This window comes from Mucilaginibacter sp. GW822-FHT03E02, from assembly GCF_058801545.1.
In genome coordinates this window covers 4,457,290-4,478,040 of the sequence record NZ_JBXANJ010000001.1, presented here as the reverse complement: position 1 = coordinate 4,478,040, position 20,751 = coordinate 4,457,290, and the positions used below count along the sequence as shown (strand labels likewise).

Genomic DNA, 20,751 nt, shown 5'->3' with positions numbered 1-20,751 from the left:
TTTATCAATAATATTAATTACAATGAAATATTTTAACGTAAAAGCAGCGTTTTAAACAATACCTGTATAGTTTTGAAAATTACTGGTGTATGTAAATTAGTACCCTATGTAATTATGAAGCGTCAGCAACTAAACCCCGGCATTTTGTGCTATTGCACTAACTCGTAATTTGTGGTGTAAAACAGGAATCACATATATTCCTGTATAATTGTTATTATTGCGGCAATGGGTTTTTTACAACTACCCGGTTTGGGTAAAGTACATTTTCATGAATATGGTACCGGCCCAAAACCGTTACTGGCATTCCATGGTTATGGGATGACGGGGAGGCAATTTCACGTGCTCGAAAAATCGTTGTTAACCAAATACCACGTGTACGGCTTTGATCATTTTTTTCATGGCGAGAGCCGTTTAGATGGCTGGACAGATAAACAGATCCGCGCAGGCATGACGAAAGAAATGATGTACAATTATTTGCAGGAGTGGTTTAAAATTTATGGCGAGCAGCGCATTTCCGTATTGGGTTATTCACTGGGCGCCAGCCTTGCGCTTACCCTGGTTGAGGAATACGCCCATTTAATTGACGAAATAATACTGATGGCGCCCGACGGGCTTACCCCCCGTACCGGCTTTCATATGATAACACACAACCTGTTCGGCAAATCTATTTTTCGCGTGGCCACTAAAAGCAGCTGGCTGGCCCCGTTTTTATTAAAGGTTGTAAAAGCGGTTGGGGTAATTGATGAAAGCCTTTACCAGATAGCCTACAACGAAATTGATACCCCAAAAAAAAGGCTTGATACTTATTATACCTTAAATTTGATAAAGCTGCTAAACCCCGATGTACCAAAAATAGCAGCGCTTGTTAACCAGTATAAAATAAAATGCACGCTGATATTTGGTACAGACGACCATCTTTTCCCCAAATCAGTAGCTAAAGATTTTATAGCAACTGCGGAAAATATTGAAATCCATCAAGTTAAAATGGGGCATTGGCTGGTTACCAAAGCATTGGACGAATATTTAACAGGTGAAAACAGATGATAAAGGCCAAAAAATCCGACTCGTTAAGCGCACTATACCTGCGGGGTATAAGCTGGTGGCTGGGCCGCAATTTTAAGGAAATTAACATCGTGCCTTTTGAGGCAAAGCCCGGGCATTCGGTGTTGATGCTGTGTAACCATTTTAGCTGGTGGGAGTCGTTTTTATCAAATTATGTGGCTGTTAAAGGCATAAAACGGCGGTGGCATTTAATGATGCATCACGATCATGCCCTTAAATATACTTACCTGCGTTATGTAGGTATGTTTTCAATAATCAGGGGCGCGCGCCAAAGCGACTCGTCATTAACTTACGCGGCCGGGTTGTTGGACGATGCCCGTAACCTGGTTATGATGTGCCCGCAGGGCGAGATACGATCAAATCATGAAACTCATATTGAGATACAAAAAGGCACCTATAAGCTCATACAGCAAATTAAAGGCCCATGCCAGGTGGTGTACAACTGCACACTGATCGATTATTTTGAAAGCTTAAAGCCCCGGGCATACGTTCACCTTTTTGATTGTGGCATAGCCGGTGAGTTTACTTTTGACGAGTTAAAACAACGCGTAAACGATTTTCACCGGCAGGCACTTTTAAACCAGATAAATATGAAACATTAATTTGAGTCGGGAGTCTTGAGTCCGAAAGTCCGGAAGTCGGAAAGTTAAATCAAATTTTGGTAGCTTGGTTCAAAACACTCACAACTCGCCACTCACAACTCACCAAAAAGTGATCTACAATAAAAAGAATATTTTTATAAACCGCATTATCCATTATTACGTAAAGTGGATAGTAGCACGGCAGTTTCATGAGGTGTTGTTTAATGATGTCGAAATTGATAAAAACAAATCGATGCTGCTGATAGCCAATCATTTTAGTTTTTGGGATGGGTTAATATTATATTGCGTAACCGAAAAATTGTTAAAAAAGCGATACCATGTAATGGTTGAGGAAAAAACGGTACATATGCTGCACTATCTTAAATTTGCGGGGGCGTTTTCGGTCACCAAAAAATCGAGGGATATCATCCAGTCGCTTGATTATGCAGCCCGGCTTTTGGATGATTCGCAAAACTTAGTACTCATTTTTCCGCAGGGAAAACTGTTTTCAAATTATGTGGAGGATGTGCGTTTTGATAAAGGCGTATTCCGGATTATGCAAAAAGCACAAGGAAAATACCAATTGCTATTTGCTTCAACATTTATTCAGTACTTTAAACATAAAAAGAGCACGGCGACCGTTTATTTGAAAAGAGATAACAATAACTATACAAACATCGCCGGTTTAAAAGAGGCCTATCAGCAACATTACAGCAGTTCAAAACTGCTTCAAACGCAATTTGATATATAAAGTGACCGTAATTATATTAATCACCCTTTTCTTCATTATCCTGCGTTTTACAGTAACCCTGTTCAACTTTATATCCGATCCTAAATTACGGCGTGTAGCTAAACACTATACCGATAAGGTATCCATCCTGATCCCTGCCCGCAACGAGGCCGGCAATATATTAACCCTTCTGCGATCCATCCGTCAGCAGGATTATCAACACTATGAAGTACTGGTGCTTGACGATGGCTCGACAGATGATACCTATGCGGTGTGTGCAAAATTTGCCCAAACGCATCCTCAATTTAAAGTAATCAAAGGAGCGGAGTTACCTGCCGGCTGGATAGGCAAAAATTTTGCCTGTCATCAGCTTGCCTTACAGGCCGACGGCGATTACCTGCTTTTTTTGGATGCCGATGAGCAGGTACAGCCCGGTTTAATAAACAGTGCTGTACACCGTATGCACACCAGCAGCCTGGGCCTGTTAAGCCTGTTTGCTAACCAGCAAATGCAAACTTTAGGCGAAAACCTGGTGGTGCCGCTGATGCATTTTATTTTATTGAACCTTTTGCCTGTGCGGTTGATATCGCTGGTAAAAAATCCGTCTGTTGCAGCAGCCAGCGGGCAGTTTATGCTGTTTGATGCCCCTATTTATCACCAACAGCAATGGCACAAAGCGGTAAAAGATAAAGTGGTAGAGGATGTAGAAATTATGCGGCTTATAAAAGCCAAGGCTTATAACGGCGAGGCCCTGCTGGCCAACGGCATGATCAGTTGTCGCATGTACAAAAGCTATACCGAAGCACTGGCCGGCTTTAGTAAAAATTTCCTGGCGGCGTTTAACTATAGCATCCTGGGCTTTTTGATGTACCTGCTGCTGGTTATCATTTTTCCGCTGCTGTTGATCATGACGCTGAACCTGCCCCTCATCCTGTTTATGGGCGGCCTCATCATCCTTACGCGGATAATGATCTCGTTTACATCGGGACAAAATGCTTTGTATAACGTATTATTGCATCCGCTGCAAATGACCAATATGATGATTGTCGCTTTTATATCCATCCAAAAATATCTCACCAAAACCACCGTATGGAAGGGGCGTAGGATTTGAACACGCAATTATCAACCGGCAGCGTAAAAACCGAGCGTATTGCCATTATTATCATCATACTTTTTCACGCGGTAGGCACTGTTGGTTTTAACGTTTCGGGTATCGATACTAAATTTCTGGATCTGGTTCCCTGGCATTTATTGCTCATGGCGGGCGTTATCATCTGCAGTCATAACCGTCCCGATGCTAAATTCGGATTGTTTACCTTGCTGCTGTTTACGTTGGGTTTTGTTGCCGAGCTTATTGGGGTGCATACCGGCTGGCTATTTGGCAGCTATGCGTATGGCGAAACGCTGGGCGTTAAATTATTGGGTGTTCCGCTGATGATTGGTATCAACTGGTTTTTGCTTATTTATGCTACCGGGGTACTTATGCAGCGCAGCCGCATCAAAAATATTTACGTCCGCATTTTTGCCGGGGCATTGGTGCTGGTTTTACTTGATATCTTCATTGAACCCGTAGCTATCCATTTTGATTATTGGCATTGGGCAGGCGATACCATCCCCATAAAAAATTATGCGTGCTGGTTTGCTGTAAGCGGGTTGATGCTTTTTATATTCGAGAAATTTAAATTCCCGCCTCAAAGTAAAGCCGGTCCGGTTTTGCTGGCTATGGAATTTATATTTTTTCTGATCTTGGGCTTGCTGAATTGATACGGCACTGCTTAGGCCGCTGCCTTTTTAGTTTTAAAGAAAAAATGCGTTTGGCTGAAATAGCTGAAACAGGCAATAAATACCGTAGCTATAATTTTTGATGGTGTTGGATAGATGCCCAGCCAATCAACAAGAATTTTCAGGAATATTACGTTTAAAACTATGCAGATGGCGTTTACCAAAACAAAGCGCGAAAGCTGCCCCCTTTTGCTCAGGCCCGATTCTTTAAAAACAATATACCTGTTCAGGTAAAATCCGGTACAAAAAGATATGCTGAAAGATAACGCCAGCGACGCGATGTGCGGGCTTAAAGTATACGCCCCGATATGCAGGTTTTGCTTTTTAAAAATGAAGTTATAACAAAACGAAAACAGTGTTATATCAAACACTACATTGCCCCCGCCACATGCCGCGTAACGGAAGGTATGTAAGGGCATCCATTTTTTAAAGGGCTTGTAAAACAGATCAATAATATAAAAAATAGTGCGCCTTATAAAATCGTGTACCTTTCTCATAGATTATAGGCAAAGGTAAAATAATTAAAATAAAGTTGGGCAAGGTGGTTTGTTTACTAAAAACGCAGTACTGATGGATGGCGGCTTCGGCCTTCTATTTCTCCCGCGAGGTTAGCGCAGCCTAACTCGTGGGTAAAACTGGTTGAAGCCTTTGGCTTCAGTTCAACCGAAAGCTGAAACCATGTTAACCGCGGGTTGGAAACCCAGCGGTAGTCGGGAAGATATCTTATTCCAATTTTGATTTCAACATGCCAATATCATCCCAAACAATCCAGTGCGGGTTTAAAAAAATGCCCCAATATTTCAGGTAAAATTGTTGATATGGGTTTTCCGGAGCTATGCCCACACACAAACTTTTGGCTTTAAGGTTCATAGCCCAACTTATGGCCTCCTTTAAAAGTGCCGTGCCAATCCCACGGCGCTGATATTCTTTCAACACATAAAACGATTGAATTTCGGCATCCTTATCATAGCGGCTTGTAAGGTGTACCGCCAGGTACCCTACCATCCTATCCTGATCAATAGCCTTAAATATAACCCTTTGCGGCCTGGCGCTGGCGGGCGATTGTTTTGCAAAATAAGTTTTCCACCGGTAAGTCCTTGTTTCAAAGTCGATATCGCGCGGCTCCATCAATTCGGGAAACGATTGTAATTTACTTTCAATCTCCACATGGGTTATCGCCTCAATATCTGCCGTTGTAGCTACCTGGATTTCCATACGAAATATTTACTGGCAAGCCTCCCAAATCCTCACCGCCTCAACAGCCTCTTTTACATCATGTACCCGCAAAATATTGGCGCCTTTACTCAGTGCGATGGTATTTAAAACGGTTGTGCCATTTAATGCATCCGCAGCGGTGCCTCCCAATAAACCGTAAACCATTTTTTTGCGCGAGATGCCGGTTAATAACGGCAGCTCCAAAATATCAAAATCCTGCATCCGCTTCATCAGCGTAAAATTATGCTGCTGCTTTTTGGCAAAACCGAAGCCGGGATCGATAATCACGTCATGTACGCCCAGTTGTTTTAGCTGTTGATATTTACTTACAAAATAATCCAGCACCTCGTTAAAAACATCATCGTACTGCGCCATTTGCACCATGGTTTGGGGGGTGCCCTTCATGTGCATTAAAATATAGGGTACCTGCAGGCGGGCCACCGTGTTAAACATACCGGCATCCAGCGTGCCGCCCGATATATCATTAATCATATGCGCTCCCGCTTTAACTGCGGCTTCGGCAACCCGTGAACGGAAAGTATCTACTGATAAAATGGCATCCGGGAAAGTGGCGACAATGGCCTCAATAACAGGTAACAGCCTGTCAGTTTCTTCGGCAACGTTAATATCGACAGCGCCTGGGCGCGACGAATAAGCCCCGATATCTAAAAACGTAGCGCCATCGGCCAGCATCTTTCCGGCCTGTTGCAAAGCTTCCTCAACAGAAGGTTTACGGCTGGTGGCATAAAAAGAATCGGGCGTAATATTGATTATGCCCATTACCTTCGGCGTAGCCAGGTTGATAAGTTTCCCTCCTGCATTCAGGGTTATCTTTTTACGAAAAAATGTATCTTTAGCCACTTTGTTTGTTGTAATATTGACAGGGGTTAATGTGGTAAAGTTAATAACTTTATAGCGGTAGCATATCCCCGTAATTAGAACGCTCCAACTTTAAAATATTCAGACCATTGGCTAACACATCAGCAGAATACGACGCGGTAATAAACAATTGTAAGGGCCTTTTCATGAAAAAGACCCGCGACTATGGTACCGCCTGGCGCATCCTTCGTTTGCAATCTATCACCGACCAGATTTTTATTAAAGCACAACGCATCCGTACACTCGAAGAAAAAAAGATTTCGAAAGTGGGCGACGATATTACCGGCGAGTACATTGGCATTGTAAACTACTGCGTTATAGCCATGATGCAGCTGGATAGCTCGCCCGAAACCCCGCAGGAACTGGCAGTTGACCATGTTGAACGCATGTTTGACGATAGGGTGCTGGAAACCAAAGAGCTCATGTTTGCCAAAAATCACGATTACGGCGAGGCCTGGCGCGATATGCGCATCAGCTCATTAACCGATCTGATACTCATGAAACTGCTGCGCGTTAAACAAATTGAAGACAACCAGGGCCTTACCGAAGCATCTGAAGGGGTAAAAGCCAATTACCAGGACATGCTGAATTACGCGGTATTTGCCCTTATAAAACTTGGAGTAAAATGAAGAACGCTTTGATTTGGTTTTGCAGGATAGCGGTAGGCTTACTGTTCATATTTTCCGGATTGATAAAAGCCAACGACCCATTGGGCTTTTCTTATAAACTGGTTGAGTATTTCGAGGTTTTCCATATCACGTTCCTGAATGATCTGTCGTTAACCATAGCCATTTTGCTTTGCGCGCTGGAGATGATCCTGGGTTTTGCCCTGCTTATTGGCGTGCGGCCGGTAAAAGTAGCCTGGGGTTTATTGCTGCTCATTATCTTTTTCGGCTTTTTAACTTTCTACTCGGCCTTTTTTAAAGTGGTACAAACCTGCGGCTGCTTTGGCGATGCTATACCGCTTACCCCATGGCAATCGTTTAGCAAGGATATGGTTTTACTGGTTTTGGTTGCGGTAATATTTGTAAACCGGGCTAAAATAAAACCCTTATTTAGCGCAAATGCCGGCGATAAATGGCTTGTCGGCGCGGCCCTTGTATCGGTGGGATTTGGCTTGTACACCTATAACTTTTTGCCGGTAATTGACTTTTTGCCTTATAAAATTGGTGCCAATATTTTGGCCGAAATGGATACCCCTCCCAATGCGCCTAAAGATATTTTTGTGCTTACTTATCATCTAAAAAATAAGAAGACTAAGGAAACCAAGGTAATGACCGATAAGGAATACCTGAGCACCGGCATCTGGAAAGATGCTAACTGGGAGGTTGTTGGCGACCCTGAAAACCGCCTGGTAAAAAAAGGTTACGAACCCAAAATTCGCGACCTGTCTATCCAGGATGCCCAACGCAATGATTTTACCAAAGAGCTGCTGGCAAGCCCTTTTTACAGTATCATCATTGTAGCTTATGATCTGGATAAAACCGACGAAGATGCGATAAACAAATTGAATGCCCTGGCCATCAACGCTACCCAAAACTTTAATATCCGCACCATGCTGCTTACCGCAAATTCGCCGCAAAGCGCGCAGGCGTTCGTAAAAAAGCACCGGATGATCAGCGAGGTTTTTTATGCCGATGGCGTACCGCTTAAAACCATGACCCGTTCTAACCCGGGGGTAATCCTGTTAAAGAATGGCTTTGTCATCAATAAATGGCACTACCATTCGGTGCCTAAATATGACGACCTGGCGAAAACGTATTTCCAAAAACAATAACTATGATCAGCTACCTCATCCGCAAATTATTTTACGGGCTGGCAGTAATGCTGGGGGTGGTGCTGGTAGTTTTCTTTTTGTTTAATATTTTACCGGTTGATCCCGCCCGCATGACGCAGGGGCAACGGGCCGATGTGCAATCGTTACAGGCCGTACGCAAGGAATTTGGGTTAGATAAGCCAAAGCCGGTACAATTCCTATATTACATCAATGATCTTTCGCCCGTAGGCATCCACCTGAATACTGCCGAAGAACAGCAACGTTACCACTACGTAAAACTATTTGCTATAAGCGATGCCAAAGTGCTTGGGCTAAAATGGCCTTACCTGCGTCGATCATACCAAACCCGTAAGGATGTGGCAAGTTTGCTGCTGGAGGTTATCCCTAATACTATGGTATTGGCTACCACGGCCATGATCTTCGCTATTGTAATCGGCGTATTTTTAGGCGTGCTGAGTGCCGTTCATAAAGATACCTGGATTGATAAGCTGGCAATAGGCTTTTCAACTTTGGGCATCTCTGCACCGGCTTTTTTCGCGGGTATCATCATCGCCTGGATATTTGGTTTTGAGCTGAGTAAATACACCGGCCTCAACATGTCGGGCAGTTTGTTTAGTTACGACCCTTTCCGGGGCGAGGTGATGACGCTTAAAAACCTGGTGCTGCCCATGATCACCCTCGGCTTGCGTCCGCTGGCTATTATTGTCCAGCTCACCCGTAATGCCATGCTCGATGTTTTAGGGCAGGATTATATCCGTACGGCAAAAGCCAAAGGATTAAGCAACAATACCATCATTTATAAACATGCGCTAAAAAACGCGCTAAACCCGGTAATAACCGCCATTGCCAACTGGTTTGCATCGCTGCTGGCCGGTTCATTTTTTGTAGAATACATTTTTGGCTATAACGGCCTGGGCAAAGCCACGGTTGATGCGCTGGAAATGTCGGATTTTCCGGTGGTAATGGGTTCAATCCTCTTTATTGCCTTTATATTTGTGGTGATTAGTATCCTGGTAGATATAATTTACGTTTGGATAGATCCGAGGGTAAAATTAAGCTGATAGTGGAGCAAGGACTTTGGACAAAGGACTTTTTAGGTCGGTGTTTTTTAGAGAAAAAGATCATGAGCAAAGCGCAAGGATCTTTTTATTCAATAATCTGCACATTTGCACATCTGAAATTTGCACATCTATTTTTTAGGAGAAAAAATATTATGAAGTACTTTTTAGTCGGGTTTATGGGTTGTGGTAAAACAACCTGGAGCCGTAAGCTGGCTGCCAAATTAGGTTACGAATTTATTGATCTTGACCACGCGCTGGAAGAGAATGTGGGCATGAGCATAGCCGAATATTTTTCGAGTTTTGGTGAAGATACCTTCCGCCAGATGGAATCAGATCTGCTGAAGCAAACCGAATATCCCGAAAACGTAGTGGTATCAACCGGCGGCGGCCTGCCCTGTTTTTTTGATAATATGGACTGGATGAATGCCAACGGCAAAACCCTATACGTAAAACTATCGCCCAAAACACTGGCCGACAGGCTGGAAAACAGTAAAACCGTTCGCCCGGTACTTCAAGGCAAAAAAGGCGATGACCTGGTTGAATTTATAACCGGCAAACTGGCCGAGCGGGAAAGCTTTTATTTGAAAGCACACCACCATGTAGATGGTATCGACATGTCGGTTGAAAAACTGGAAGGTGCTTTGGGTTTGAGCGAAGTGGTATAGAAGAAATATAGACCTCATGACTGATAATAAACGTGCCCGGGGGATGTGTGATTCCTTCCTTGGGGAAGGGAAGGTAGGGGTTTATGAGCTTTCGGGACTACATGGCGTAGAAACCCCTACCTGCCTTTGCGCTCATTTTCCAGCCACACCCCTCCCATGGAAGGGAATTAAAAACGATATGCTAAATGGTTTTATCACACCAATAAATTTATCACCATGGAAAACCGCGTTGAAGTAAGGCATCTTTTTAAACCATTGGATGGAAAACTGATGGAACTGCTGGAGTCATTAACCCCGGCAGATTGGGATAAGCAAACCGTGGCCAAAGCCTGGAAAGTGAAAGATGTGGTATCGCATCTGCTGGATGGTAACATCCGCGCCTTATCCATTCAGCGCGATAAATATTTTGGCGACCTGGCGCCTGCCAACAACAACTATCACGACCTGGTTGACTGGCTGAACAAACTCAATGCCGATTGGGTGAACGCTACCAAAAGAATAAGCCCTGATATATTGCTCCTGCTGCATAAAACAACCGGGCGGTTAGCATCTGCCTATTATGAATCGTTGAACCCTAATGACACCGCCATATTTTCTGTTGGCTGGGCGGGCGAACAGGAAAGCCTTAACTGGATGCACCTTGCCCGCGAGTACACCGAAAAATGGCATCACCAGCAGCAAATAAGGGAAGCTACCGGCCGCGATGGGATCATGACGCGCGAGTTTTTTTATCCTTTTATCGATACTTTTTTCAAAGGATTACCCCATACTTTTAAAAATACGGGAGCCCCGGTAAATACCCTCATAAAAATCACCATCACATCCGGAATTGGCGGTAACTGGTACCTTAAGAAAATAAAAGACGGATGGCATTTATTGAAAGAGGCCGATACCGAAAGCTTTGCCGCTACCGTAAAAATCCCGCCGGATATCGCCTGGAAATTGTTTTCTAAAAGCATCCGCCCGGACGATGTAAAAACGCGGATTGAAATAACCGGAAATGCGACGCTTGCCGGGCAGGTGCTTCAAATGGTATCGGTGATGGCTTAGCGGAAAGTCATGAGTCAGAAGTCTTAAGTCAAGATATTGGCTCAGAACTCAAGACTCAGGACTTAAGACTATAATCAGGCCTCGTCTTTAGTATTGCGCACCAGGCTGATACCTGTAAAGAAAAATAAAATAGCAATTATACCTACCACAATTAGTGTGGTAACCTGGCTACTGTGGTTTATAACCCCAATACCTGCATAAATTAAGCCGATGATACCGAGTACGGTAAGTATGGCTCCGAAAGTACGTTTTAAGTTCATGATAGTGTATGCTGTTTAAATAAGCTTTTTTATAAAAACAAATAGCACACCAATAATTTACCTATATTTATTTAATTAATAATAAGCCCTTATGACAGGTTCAATCATCACATTAATTATTGTATTTATCTTTTTGGTAATCATATTATCATCCTTTGTGTCTGTAAAACAGGGCACAATAGTGGTAATTACCGTATTTGGCAAGTATCGCCGCATACTTACGCCAGGACTTAATTTTAAGCTGCCGTTTATCGAAAACATTTATTCCAAAATCTCTATCCAGAACCGATCGGTGGAACTGGAATTCCAGGCGGTAACATTTGATCAGGCTAACGTTTACTTTAAGGCCATGCTCTTGTACTCCGTATTGGACCAGCAGGAAGAGACCATCAAAAACGTAGCTTTTAAATTTGTTGACGAACGTAACCTGATGCAGGCGCTTATCCGCACCGTTGAAGGTTCAATCCGTGCTTTTGTGGCTACCAAACGCCAGAGCGAGGTTTTGATACTGCGCCGCGATATTGTGGAGCACGTAAAGGAACAGTTGGATGTGATACTGGAAGGCTGGGGCTACCACCTGCAGGATTTGCAGCTGAACGACATTACTTTTGATGATGTGATCATGAAATCGATGAGCCAGGTAGTAGCATCAAACAACCTGAAAGCCGCAGCCGAAAACGAAGGCCAGGCCTTGCTGATCACCAAAACCAAAGCTGCGGAAGCAGAGGGTAACGCCATCAAAATTTCGGCCCAGGCCGAGCGCGAGGCTGCACAGCTGCGCGGCCAGGGTATAGCCTTATTCCGCGAGGAAGTTGCCCGCGGTATGACGGTTGCCGCCAAAGAAATGGCCGGCGCCAACATGGATACTTCGGTAATATTGTTTACCATGTGGACAGAATCTATCAAACACTTCTCTGAAAACTCAAAAGGTAACGTAATTTTCCTGGATGGATCAACCGACGCCATGCAGCATACATTAAAAGAAATGATGGCCTTAAACCTTTTACATACCGACGACGTCAAAAAGTGAAAGTTTTAACCCCTGCACTTAATGGAAGTACGATTAGTGAAGTTGATTGGCGCAGCCGCCATATGTTTAATGACGATAACCGCCAGCGCGCAGCAGTACCAGCGTTATCATCCCCTAACTATAAATGATTTTTTGGGCACCCCACGGGCAAATGCCGGTGGGGTTGTAGCCTATACCAACTGTACCATCGATTTTAAATACGAGGCCAGTAACCGCAGCGGATCCTATATCCTTACGGCAACCGTAAACCTGCTGCTTAATAACTACAAATCATGGCTCGACAGGAGCCGCGTCACCTCGCAGGAGCTGCTTGCCGAAATACTGAAGCACGAACAAGGCCATTACCTGATTGCTTACCTGGAGCAGCAGGAATTGCTACGGCAAATAAGCAAAACCCGTTTCAGCTACAATTACCGCAATGAAGCCATGGCGCTTTTTAACCGCATAGACGCCAAATACAAGCAGCTTAACTCCAATTACGACGAAGATACCCAGCACATGACCAACCGCCAGCAACAACACAGCTGGGATTTATATTTCCAAAAACGGCTGGAGTTTGAACCGGAGGAGTAGTATTTAAGTTCAAAGTCTTAAGTAGAAAGTTCTAAGCCAAAAAATAAGAAATCCACCTTTAAATCAGGACTTAAGACTTTCGACTTGAGACTCAATTCCCCGGCTTACTCAGTAAATTCACAAACAGACGATACGCCCCTGGTACACCGGCGGGCAGTTCCCTGAAAAAGGCCAGCGAGGTATAAACAAACCTGCCCTTGCCATAATCGCCAACTATGAGCGATCCGTTAAGGGGCGATTCTCCTTTATCATTCATTTGGAAGATGGATTTGTATTTGGGGTCCGCGTCGCTTACAAAGTATAGGCCGCGTTCCTGTATCCAGCCTTTAAAGTCATCCTGGGTTATTTTGTTGGGGTAGTTGAGTACAGGGTTTGGCTGATCTAATACGGTTACAACCGCATCCTCATCTGTAACCCTTCTGTTAACTACGGTAAAAGGATACGGGCCAATTTGTTTGGTTACCAGGCCCGAGTTATTGTTGTATTGTACTACCAGGTTGCCGCCATTTTTTACATACTCCATCAGCTTAGGCTGCTCAAAAGCAAGGCGCTCGTTTACGTTGTAGGCACGCACCCCGGTAATAATGGCATCATAGGTTGATAAATCGCCATTCATGATCTCATTCTCTGATAGCATGTGCACATCATAACCTACCTGTCGTAGGGCCTCGGGCATCAAATCGCCGGCGCCGGCAATGTAGCCTAATTTTTTGCCCGCGGTTTTAAGATCCAGGCTTACCAGTTTGGCCTGCGCCTGCGGGAACAGGGCTATATTGGGCACGTGATCGTATTTGATCTCTTTGATCTCGTAGTTATACATACGTGAATCCATATCAACCGTAACGCCCGCCTCGGCAACACCGTTTTGGGCATTGGCAGATGGGGTTATAATAAAACGCTCAGTCCATTCATCCCCTTTGTTCTTATTGGTAAAATCAACCTTTTCGGGGATCGATTTCCAGCCTGCGGGCAATCTTAAGGTGATACTGCCTATGCCCACCTTTTTAAAGCTTTTGAGGTTTACCTGTACGGTTTGCGGCGTTGGGCCATATGATATAAACACATGACTGGCAATATTAGCGGTAACCGGCGGCGTAATTTCCAGTGGCTGGTAAACCTCGCCCCTTACAGGGTCTACATATTTATAAACCAGGCGGCGCTCAAAACTTACCGGTTTGCCTTGGATGATGAATTGAAAATTAACTTTCAGCATATCCGGGTTTTCGGGATTGCCAGCTGCTGTATCCGCAATAGTATAAATACCAATAGGATGCGGAGCTGCCAGCCAATAAGGCTCACTCATTTTATAAGCAACAGCTGAACCATTAAAAGTTTGCTGCTGGTTGGCAGGTATCACTTTCGAATTTAAACTGGTGGTGTTATACATATCCCCAATCGAATTGATCTTTACTTTATCATTATACCTGCTTACAACCAGGGCGTTAAATTTAATGGTATCGTAAATGGCGTAAGTTGGCATCGTAGCATAAGCCTCAAACCACAAGCCCGCGCAGGCAGCTATTAAATCACCCAGTTCTTTTGTCTTTTGTGTGCGCCAGTATACGTCTGATATCTTTTCAACTTTACCCAGTAATGCTACTAACGGCGTAACCGATTTTTCGGGCGCTTCCGCATCAAAATTCCGCCTGATCACTTTTATCGATTCGTCAATATCCGCGCCGTCTTTAACACGCTTCCAGCCGGTTTCTACCCCATCCATCAGGTCGGTTTGCGGGGCATCGCCCAAAATAGTTTTAAAAAATTCAAACGACTCGCCTCTTTGCTTAGCCGAGCCAAAGCCCTGGGTTTTATGGTTGCTGCGGCTTTCGGCGGCTATTTCGCCGTAGCTTTTACCCAGGGTAGTATTGTATACGCCAACATCAATCTTAAACTGATCGGCAGCGGTGGTATTGGTACTGCCAAAGTTAAAGGTGTTCCACATCAGGCGTTTGGCCTGCCATGGTTTTACATATTTTAATTGTTCGGGATACCTGGCTGGGTCGGCGGCGGCGCTAAAAGCCTCCTGGGCCAATATTGCCGACGAGGTATGATGTCCGTGGCCGCCTTCGCCTGTAGTAGGGAAGCGGCAAATGATCACATCGGGCCTAAACTTGCGGATAACCCAAACCACATCGCCCAAAACTTTTTCTTTATCCCAAATTTTCAATGTTTCTTCGGGCCCCTTGGAAAAACCAAAGTCGTTGGCACGGGTGAAGAATTGCTCAGCACCATCAACTCTACGGGCGGCCAGCAGCTCCTGTGTGCGGATAAGCCCCAGCAATTCGCTTTGCTCGTTACCTATTAAATTTTGTCCGCCATCACCACGGGTAACCGACAAATATCCCGTACGATAATGTTTTTCCTGCGCCAGGTAGGCCAGCAGGCGGGTATTTTCATCATCGGGATGGGCGGCCACATACAATACGCTGCCCAGGGTATTTAGCTTTTTAAGATTTTGCTGAATGCTCCCGATATCCGTAGGCGGCGAAGTTTGGGCGGTTACACAGGTATAAAGGAATAATAAGGCTATAACAAAGGAGGTGCGCTTCATGAAAACAAATATATTGAAAGATACCTATTTACAATTTTCTGTATCAATAATATAACAATAGGCCGACTTTTAGTGACCCACAGCTATTTTTTATTTTATCCCCGGCAACCCCGCAACCGCCTTTAGCAATCCAGCCTCGCTTGTGGCATTTACGTTCACCAGGTAAAATGGCTTGCTGCCCTGGGCTGCTGCCCATCGCCATTCAAACTGGTTGATGGTTTTCAGGCTGCCATTATCAAACCACCAGGCCGAGTAAATCTTATCCGCGCCTTTGGTAAGGATACCCGCATATACCAAGCGCCCGGCTATGGTTTGCTTGCGGATGCTGGTAAAATTGTACCCACTGCCCTGCCAGCAAATCATGGGGTTATGTTCGGGGCCGTAAAAGGGTGTGGGCTTCAGGTAAACCAGTTGGCCGGGTTTATCAAACTTGATAACGCCGCTTTCCAGCAGTTGCTTTTTGTAACCGCTTAGCGTTACCGCATCGGTCTCTTTATTACTCAGTACATCCATGTTTTTTAAATTGAACGAGATGACGATGAATACCCCGGCAAATAGCAAATGAATAAAAGGATACCTTAGCTCATCGGGCACCAGCCGGATCAGTTGCTTTTGACGCGGGTGTTTCTCCACTTTTGCCGATTTTTCCAGGTAAAAATTACTCAGCCACAGCAGCGGGAGTATCACATATACCAGCAGGCAAATAATGCCTGTTACATCATGAAAAACACTGGCGGGCGGTATTTTAAACAATACCAGCAGCATAATACGGCATAAGTTGGCTGCAATATTCAGCAAAAAGGTAAACGCCAACAGGAGCACAATTTTAATAAAACCAGGCTGATTGACCGTTTGGCGCTGGCAATGGGCTATTATAAACAGGCATATAATAAATGACATACTCAGCATATGCAAGCCCGCACAGGCCTGGTCTACCGAAAACTCGGCGCCGTTTAACTCAATAATATTGCCCGATGCATGTGCGGCAATTCCACCCTGGCTTAAAATACCGGCAACTACCTCGCTCAACCAGATCCTGATGGGGAAGCTGATAGCATTGCTGATATACATAAACAGCGGCGAAACCAGCAAAAGCAGGAAAAACAAAACCAGGCTCACTTTCCCTTTAAAATTCTCAAAAAACAATAATATGGCAAACAACAAGGCAACAAACAGCGTGGTTTTAACCGGGAAAACAAACGCGATAACACCAAATATCATTGAGGGTAAAAAATACCGCATGGAATATTCCCCTGCCTTTACACGGCATATATAGGGGGCAAGCGCTATCCCCATTAACAGATCGGCATTCCATAAAAAATAAATGGAAAGTAATCTAATGGCCATAACGAGATAAACCAGGCAGCAGCCGTTTATCAGCAAACGGCTGTTGCCCCAGGCCCAGCCCGCAAAGGGTAGCTTAAATATCCTGCTTAGCATATTTGGCGCGGTATACTAAAAAGTTAATCACCGCAAGCGCTATCAGCACCAACAGCCACTCGCCCGGTTCGGGAACAGCCCCTGATGATTTCATAGAGGCATTTTTAAGGCTATCCTTATTTTCATTGATGCCGAAACGATCGTAATCTGCCTGGGTTTCCAGCACAATGAGGCTGGATACCGGCGAGGCAATGTAGGCCTGTTCGGCCTCCCTGATGATATCCGGCTGCACATAGGTTTTATCAAAATAGTGCGGAGCAACCTTTTTCATAGTATCGTTATAGGCAAACAAACGCAACAAATGATCGGGGGCATTCCCTTTCAGGGTATCGGTAGTTTGGGTAATGATAAGGCCCGATTGATCCAGCACCACATGCCCGGCATCTTCCTGCGATTGAATAAACCGGTGCTGGTTAAGTTTATCTAACAAGGCCGGTAACTCGCCACTATCATAAACAAACACCCGCATTTCTTTTAAAGCTTTTAGGTAAGGGGTTATTTTGGTGCCGATATTAAACATCCGCACAGGTTTTGCGGTTGCGAGGTACATGGTGAGCCGCCGCTGAAATTCCGAGTCGTCCAGGTCGCCAAGATTGGGTGATATATCGGGACATTTGGTAATTAGTAAGGCCTTTTCGGCATCTTTAACCTCGTTAACCGGGAACAGGCTAAAATTCAGTTTCTGCGCCCTGGCAAATACTTCGGCCTTGTTTTCTTCCGTCACTTGTTTTAGTTCCCCATCATAGTAATACACCTTTTTTGTTTTGATAGCCTGCCATAGGCTATCAAATTCGGTCATATTCCAGGAGCTGTTCAAATCAAGGTACACGGCCGCCGGGTCGAAAGCGGCGTACTGTGGCTTATAATTTTCCAGCTTGTAGCCCGCCCCGGCAAAGGTAAAGGGCGCGTTCGCCAGCGGCGGTGCAGCAAAAACAATCTCGTCATCGGCGCGGTATTTTCTGTCGGCTGTAAAAACTCCTTCGCTCAATTCGTCAAAACCGGGCAGGCTAAACAGCGATGGCTTTTTTGAAAAGGCAACCTGCATGGTTTCATCGGCGCCGGTAGCCGGCGGCCCATCAAAATAAATACTTTCGTAAACCAGCTGCGTGCCCTGCTGCCTGAGCGGACTGGTAACGCCTATCCTGAACTTGCGGGCCTCGGTTGAGGTAACCGGGAAAACGCGTACACTCACAGTGTTGCCTTCCTGCCAGTGAATTACCGATGGATCGTGCCGCTCCACTCCAACCACTGTTTTATAGGCCGAATCGGCCCTGGCCTTGGTAGTTAACCGTGACTTTGCTTCCTTGCCATCTATCCATAATGATAACGAACTCACAACCGAGCCTTCGGGCAGGTGAAAGGTATAAATGGCCTCTTTGCTGGGCCACCAGGCGCGGGCTTCACTGCTTTTTATAAACAAGGTTTTTTCGGTATAAGCCAGCCGGTATTCGGGGAATATTTTAACGTTGGTTACTACCGATGCAGTTTTCAGTTTATCGCCGCTCCATAACCTGTCCTGCGCCTTGTGCCGGGCATCATACATGGCCTCTAATATTTTAATGCGTTCGTGCTCCTCTAAATTGGTTTGGCCGCAAAACAGGCTGGCCAACACCACAAGTGGATCGTGCTTTAAAGGTTCATCGAAAGATGCTTTATGAAAATCGGTATTCCATAACCAGTTTTCCTGCAGGTTTACAGTTTTGTAAACCAGGTTGGCTTTAATAATGCGCTCGGCTATGCTGTTTTTAGGAATATTTTGGCTGATAACCACCCACGATGGCAATTTACCTTCGGCCAAAGTATTGTGGTTAACGGCCAGGTTAACCTGTTTGTTGATGCTGTGCCATTGCCATATAAACAGGGCGCAAACTAAAACCGGGACAAACACACCCGCGGCAAGCGCCATTTTTAACGACCGGCTGCCTGCCACATTCCGTTTAATGACGACAAAAGTAACCACAGCCAATGCTACCGGCGCAAAAACATGCAACGAGATGCCGATGGCTATGGCGGCTATGAGGCCAATAATATACATGGAGGTAAGGTAAAGGCTGTAATAAACAAATAGTAAAAAAGCCGCTCCAAGCAAAAACATTACAACGTGTTTCCCCACGGCAGTCAGCTGTTCCATAAACAAGGCCATTATTAAAGCTATGCACGACAGGCAAATAACTATACAAAGCCAGGGCACCGAAATATCAAACACATTCATGCTGCGGTTTAAAGCAAATGCGCTGATAAACCAAAGCATAAAAAGCAGTACCCAGTAAGCCAGCCGCTTCGGCCGTTCAAACACTACAACAAAAAAATAGGTCACAGAAAATAAATAGTTGATAAAAAAGGCGCCAAAGGCAGTACCATCATTCAGTTCAAACAAGCTGGTTTCGGTAATACCAAACAGTGCTGCCGAGGCCAGTATCAGCACCAGCCCGGTTTTAATCACCCTATCTTCGGATAAAATTGCTTTAAGGATTTTCATTTTTATTAATTTAAAAGAACTTTGAAATACAAAGTATATGGATAAAAAAATTACAGCTTTTGCTGTTTTATTAAATTTTCGAGGGCAAGCAGGTGCAGCCTGAATGCTGCGCGGCCTTTCTCGGATGCAAGGTATTTGGTGTTGGGCTTGCGCCCAATAAAACTTTTTTGCACCTGGATGTACTCTTCCTTTTCCAGCGCTTTCAGGTGCGATGCCAGGTTACCATCGGTAAGGTTAAGCAGCTCCTTAAGTGCATTAAAATCATAACTTTCATTGGCAACCAGTACGCTCATAATTTGCAGGCGTATCCGGTTTTCAAAAGCTTTATCAAATTGTTCTAACGAGATCTTCACTTATCGTATTTAAAATGCATTACCGTACCGTAAATAATGTGGAGCAAACCAAAACCTACCGTCCAGAAAATTAAACCGTAGCCAGGCATCAATGCACAAAGCAAACCTAATAAAATCTCCAATATCCCCAAGCCTTTTACACCAGAATAGGTGTAATGACTTCCTGCAACCAGCGCCAGGCCGTAAAATATCAGGGTAGCCGGGGCAACAACACCATAATAACCACGATATATGAGTATAAATGTGAATAAACCACCCGCAACCAGCGGTATAGCCATATTGATAAGCAAGCGCTTGCTGCCGGTATTCCAAAAGGGTTGTCCGTTCTTTTTAGCTTTGCGAATGGAGAGCCAGATGCCGGTGCCAATTGAAAGCACCAATACAGCGAAAGCCACCATAATCAACTGAATGATTACTTCTGTATCATTGCGTAAAAGCCCCTGGCTTTCATGCGTTAATATTTCCCAACCTAAAAATGCGCCAATGAGCGCGTAAATACCTGCCATTACGCCCGACAGGCCGCTCAGCGAAATAAATTTGGCCGACCGCTCCATCAGGTCCCGGATAGAGCTTAATTCTGCATGAATGTCTTGATCTTTCATTAAAAGCACTTTGTTTTTCAAAGCTACGTATTAAAATCAAAAATGCAAGAGGTGGGAAAATATTTTTTTTAGAAAAAGGAAACTTTTCTTAAAGACAGCCTATGCGGATGCTTTTGATGAGCCAGTTATTAATAACAGCTCAAAAAAGAATGGCTACATAGGCTTGGCTTCCAACACCATCTCCATATGCTCAATACCGTCTTCGTCGTACACCTCACCTTCCGAAACAAAACCGAGCGACTGGTAAAACGCAAGCGCATAAGTTTGCGCCCCAATGCGGATGGCCACCGGGCCAAACAGCTCATGGCAGCTTTGAATAGCAAGCTCCATAATCTTGCGCCCAAGGCCGGTACCCCGGGAAGCAGGCGACGTAACTACCCGGCCTATCGAAACTTCGGGGTACGATATGCCTGCAGGCACCAGCCGGCTGTAAGCCGCCAGCTTATCATTAGCATACAATAAAAGATGGTAGCATTGCTGGTCTTTATTATCCTGATCCAAAAACACGCAGTTTTGTTCTACAACAAATACTTCGCTGCGCATGCGGAGCAAATCATATAGTTCATTAACGCTGAGTCGGCTGAAAAGCTTTATTTGATGAGTTAAATTCATGGGGGATATGGATAGCACAAAGTTAGCATCATCAACCCCAATAATTAAA

22 protein-coding genes are annotated in these 20,751 nt (G+C 44.7%); 12 read left to right on the top strand and 10 right to left on the bottom strand.

The window, feature by feature from the left end:
- Positions 1-225 precede the first annotated feature (225 nt).
- From AC1RM2_RS18695 to AC1RM2_RS18675, 5 genes are all read left to right on the top strand, one after another.
- The gene (locus tag AC1RM2_RS18695; protein ID WP_492986687.1) at positions 226-1,044 is read left to right on the top strand and encodes an alpha/beta fold hydrolase; all 819 of its coding nucleotides are present in this window, start codon (positions 226-228) and stop codon (positions 1,042-1,044) included.
- A complete protein-coding gene (locus AC1RM2_RS18690) occupies positions 1,041-1,664 on the top strand; it encodes a 1-acyl-sn-glycerol-3-phosphate acyltransferase (protein WP_492986686.1) in 624 nt (207 codons plus the stop codon). The genes AC1RM2_RS18695 and AC1RM2_RS18690 overlap by 4 nt, the downstream gene beginning before the upstream one ends.
- A 64-nt stretch (positions 1,665-1,728) precedes the next feature.
- The gene (locus AC1RM2_RS18685; protein ID WP_492986685.1) at positions 1,729-2,394 is read left to right on the top strand and encodes a 1-acyl-sn-glycerol-3-phosphate acyltransferase; all 666 of its coding nucleotides are present in this window, start codon (positions 1,729-1,731) and stop codon (positions 2,392-2,394) included.
- 1 nt (position 2,395) lies between these two features.
- Complete coding sequence (locus AC1RM2_RS18680; RefSeq protein ID WP_492986684.1) at positions 2,396-3,484, top strand: glycosyltransferase family 2 protein; 1,089 nt, start codon at positions 2,396-2,398, stop codon at positions 3,482-3,484.
- A complete protein-coding gene (locus AC1RM2_RS18675) occupies positions 3,481-4,137 on the top strand; it encodes a carotenoid biosynthesis protein (protein ID WP_492986683.1) in 657 nt (218 codons plus the stop codon). The genes AC1RM2_RS18680 and AC1RM2_RS18675 overlap by 4 nt, the downstream gene beginning before the upstream one ends.
- Positions 4,138-4,148: 11 nt before the next feature.
- Here AC1RM2_RS18675 and AC1RM2_RS18670 read toward each other — a convergent pair whose 3' ends face one another.
- The 3 genes from AC1RM2_RS18670 to folP form a co-directional block, all read right to left on the bottom strand.
- Positions 4,149-4,652: a GtrA family protein gene (locus AC1RM2_RS18670; RefSeq protein ID WP_492986682.1), complete on the bottom strand. Its 504-nt coding sequence runs from the start codon at positions 4,650-4,652 to the stop codon at positions 4,149-4,151.
- A 226-nt stretch (positions 4,653-4,878) separates the two neighbouring features.
- Positions 4,879-5,370 carry a GNAT family N-acetyltransferase gene (locus AC1RM2_RS18665; RefSeq protein WP_492986681.1) on the bottom strand — a complete coding sequence of 164 codons (492 nt, stop codon included), beginning with the start codon at positions 5,368-5,370 and terminating at the stop codon, positions 4,879-4,881.
- A gap of 9 nt (positions 5,371-5,379) precedes the next feature.
- On the bottom strand, positions 5,380-6,231 hold the full coding sequence (gene folP / locus AC1RM2_RS18660) for a dihydropteroate synthase (RefSeq protein WP_492986680.1): 852 nt from the start codon (positions 6,229-6,231) through the stop codon (positions 5,380-5,382).
- Between the two features lie 164 nt (positions 6,232-6,395).
- Here folP and AC1RM2_RS18655 point away from each other — a divergent pair, with 164 nt between their 5' ends.
- The 5 genes from AC1RM2_RS18655 to AC1RM2_RS18635 all read left to right on the top strand — a co-directional run bounded on the left by AC1RM2_RS18655 (position 6,396) and on the right by AC1RM2_RS18635 (position 10,802).
- Positions 6,396-6,878, top strand: a complete 483-nt coding sequence (locus tag AC1RM2_RS18655; RefSeq protein ID WP_147053663.1) for a DUF1599 domain-containing protein — start codon at positions 6,396-6,398, stop codon at positions 6,876-6,878.
- The gene (locus AC1RM2_RS18650; protein ID WP_492986679.1) at positions 6,875-8,026 is read left to right on the top strand and encodes a BT_3928 family protein; all 1,152 of its coding nucleotides are present in this window, start codon (positions 6,875-6,877) and stop codon (positions 8,024-8,026) included. Before AC1RM2_RS18655 ends, AC1RM2_RS18650 begins: the two co-directional genes overlap by 4 nt.
- 2 nt (positions 8,027-8,028) lie before the next feature.
- Positions 8,029-9,087 carry an ABC transporter permease gene (locus tag AC1RM2_RS18645; RefSeq protein WP_492986678.1) on the top strand — a complete coding sequence of 353 codons (1,059 nt, stop codon included), beginning with the start codon at positions 8,029-8,031 and terminating at the stop codon, positions 9,085-9,087.
- A 152-nt stretch (positions 9,088-9,239) separates the two neighbouring features.
- Entirely contained in the window at positions 9,240-9,752 is a 513-nt protein-coding gene (locus tag AC1RM2_RS18640) for a shikimate kinase (protein WP_492986677.1), read from the top strand.
- Between the two features lie 216 nt (positions 9,753-9,968).
- Positions 9,969-10,802, top strand: a complete 834-nt coding sequence (locus AC1RM2_RS18635; protein WP_492986676.1) for a maleylpyruvate isomerase N-terminal domain-containing protein — start codon at positions 9,969-9,971, stop codon at positions 10,800-10,802.
- 74 nt (positions 10,803-10,876) lie between these two features.
- Here the strand turns inward: AC1RM2_RS18635 and AC1RM2_RS18630 are convergent, their stop codons facing one another.
- Positions 10,877-11,062: a hypothetical protein gene (locus AC1RM2_RS18630; RefSeq protein WP_147053668.1), complete on the bottom strand. Its 186-nt coding sequence runs from the start codon at positions 11,060-11,062 to the stop codon at positions 10,877-10,879.
- Positions 11,063-11,153: 91 nt separating this feature from the next.
- Between AC1RM2_RS18630 and AC1RM2_RS18625 the strand changes: the two genes are divergently transcribed.
- Positions 11,154-12,092, top strand: a complete 939-nt coding sequence (locus AC1RM2_RS18625; protein ID WP_477383997.1) for an SPFH domain-containing protein — start codon at positions 11,154-11,156, stop codon at positions 12,090-12,092.
- A 21-nt stretch (positions 12,093-12,113) separates the two neighbouring features.
- Complete coding sequence (locus AC1RM2_RS18620; RefSeq protein ID WP_492986675.1) at positions 12,114-12,665, top strand: DUF922 domain-containing protein; 552 nt, start codon at positions 12,114-12,116, stop codon at positions 12,663-12,665.
- Between the two features lie 91 nt (positions 12,666-12,756).
- Here AC1RM2_RS18620 and AC1RM2_RS18615 read toward each other — a convergent pair whose 3' ends face one another.
- From AC1RM2_RS18615 to AC1RM2_RS18590, 6 genes are all read right to left on the bottom strand, one after another.
- On the bottom strand, positions 12,757-15,216 hold the full coding sequence (locus tag AC1RM2_RS18615; protein ID WP_492986674.1) for a PIG-L family deacetylase: 2,460 nt from the start codon (positions 15,214-15,216) through the stop codon (positions 12,757-12,759).
- Between the two features lie 90 nt (positions 15,217-15,306).
- Positions 15,307-16,656 carry an exosortase N gene (gene xrtN / locus AC1RM2_RS18610; RefSeq protein WP_492986673.1) on the bottom strand — a complete coding sequence of 450 codons (1,350 nt, stop codon included), beginning with the start codon at positions 16,654-16,656 and terminating at the stop codon, positions 15,307-15,309.
- The gene (locus AC1RM2_RS18605) at positions 16,637-19,135 is read right to left on the bottom strand and encodes an XrtN system VIT domain-containing protein (RefSeq protein ID WP_492986672.1); all 2,499 of its coding nucleotides are present in this window, start codon (positions 19,133-19,135) and stop codon (positions 16,637-16,639) included. The genes xrtN and AC1RM2_RS18605 overlap by 20 nt, the downstream gene beginning before the upstream one ends.
- Positions 19,136-19,185: 50 nt before the next feature.
- Complete coding sequence (locus AC1RM2_RS18600) at positions 19,186-19,488, bottom strand: winged helix-turn-helix domain-containing protein (protein WP_090641804.1); 303 nt, start codon at positions 19,486-19,488, stop codon at positions 19,186-19,188.
- Entirely contained in the window at positions 19,485-20,090 is a 606-nt protein-coding gene (locus AC1RM2_RS18595; RefSeq protein WP_492986671.1) for a hypothetical protein, read from the bottom strand. Before AC1RM2_RS18595 ends, AC1RM2_RS18600 begins: the two co-directional genes overlap by 4 nt.
- Positions 20,091-20,243: 153 nt before the next feature.
- Complete coding sequence (locus AC1RM2_RS18590) at positions 20,244-20,702, bottom strand: GNAT family N-acetyltransferase (RefSeq protein WP_492986670.1); 459 nt, start codon at positions 20,700-20,702, stop codon at positions 20,244-20,246.
- Between the last annotated feature and the right edge of the window lie 49 nt (positions 20,703-20,751).

Coding starts and splice junctions, on each gene's coding strand:
- AC1RM2_RS18695 (WP_492986687.1), top strand. CDS start 226: ATGGGTTTTTTACAACTACCCGGTTTGGGTAAAGTACATTTTCATGAA.
- AC1RM2_RS18650 (WP_492986679.1), top strand. CDS start 6,875: ATGAAGAACGCTTTGATTTGGTTTTGCAGGATAGCGGTAGGCTTACTG.
- AC1RM2_RS18655 (WP_147053663.1), top strand. CDS start 6,396: ATGAAAAAGACCCGCGACTATGGTACCGCCTGGCGCATCCTTCGTTTG.
- AC1RM2_RS18645 (WP_492986678.1), top strand. CDS start 8,029: ATGATCAGCTACCTCATCCGCAAATTATTTTACGGGCTGGCAGTAATG.
- AC1RM2_RS18630 (WP_147053668.1), bottom strand. CDS start 11,062: ATGAACTTAAAACGTACTTTCGGAGCCATACTTACCGTACTCGGTATC.
- AC1RM2_RS18605 (WP_492986672.1), bottom strand. CDS start 19,135: ATGAAAATCCTTAAAGCAATTTTATCCGAAGATAGGGTGATTAAAACC.
- AC1RM2_RS18665 (WP_492986681.1), bottom strand. CDS start 5,370: ATGGAAATCCAGGTAGCTACAACGGCAGATATTGAGGCGATAACCCAT.
- xrtN (WP_492986673.1), bottom strand. CDS start 16,656: ATGCTAAGCAGGATATTTAAGCTACCCTTTGCGGGCTGGGCCTGGGGC.
- AC1RM2_RS18690 (WP_492986686.1), top strand. CDS start 1,041: ATGATAAAGGCCAAAAAATCCGACTCGTTAAGCGCACTATACCTGCGG.
- AC1RM2_RS18635 (WP_492986676.1), top strand. CDS start 9,969: ATGGAAAACCGCGTTGAAGTAAGGCATCTTTTTAAACCATTGGATGGA.
- AC1RM2_RS18590 (WP_492986670.1), bottom strand. CDS start 20,702: ATGAATTTAACTCATCAAATAAAGCTTTTCAGCCGACTCAGCGTTAAT.
- AC1RM2_RS18615 (WP_492986674.1), bottom strand. CDS start 15,216: ATGAAGCGCACCTCCTTTGTTATAGCCTTATTATTCCTTTATACCTGT.
- AC1RM2_RS18595 (WP_492986671.1), bottom strand. CDS start 20,090: ATGAAAGATCAAGACATTCATGCAGAATTAAGCTCTATCCGGGACCTG.
- AC1RM2_RS18640 (WP_492986677.1), top strand. CDS start 9,240: ATGAAGTACTTTTTAGTCGGGTTTATGGGTTGTGGTAAAACAACCTGG.
- AC1RM2_RS18670 (WP_492986682.1), bottom strand. CDS start 4,652: ATGAGAAAGGTACACGATTTTATAAGGCGCACTATTTTTTATATTATT.
- AC1RM2_RS18620 (WP_492986675.1), top strand. CDS start 12,114: ATGGAAGTACGATTAGTGAAGTTGATTGGCGCAGCCGCCATATGTTTA.
- AC1RM2_RS18625 (WP_477383997.1), top strand. CDS start 11,154: ATGACAGGTTCAATCATCACATTAATTATTGTATTTATCTTTTTGGTA.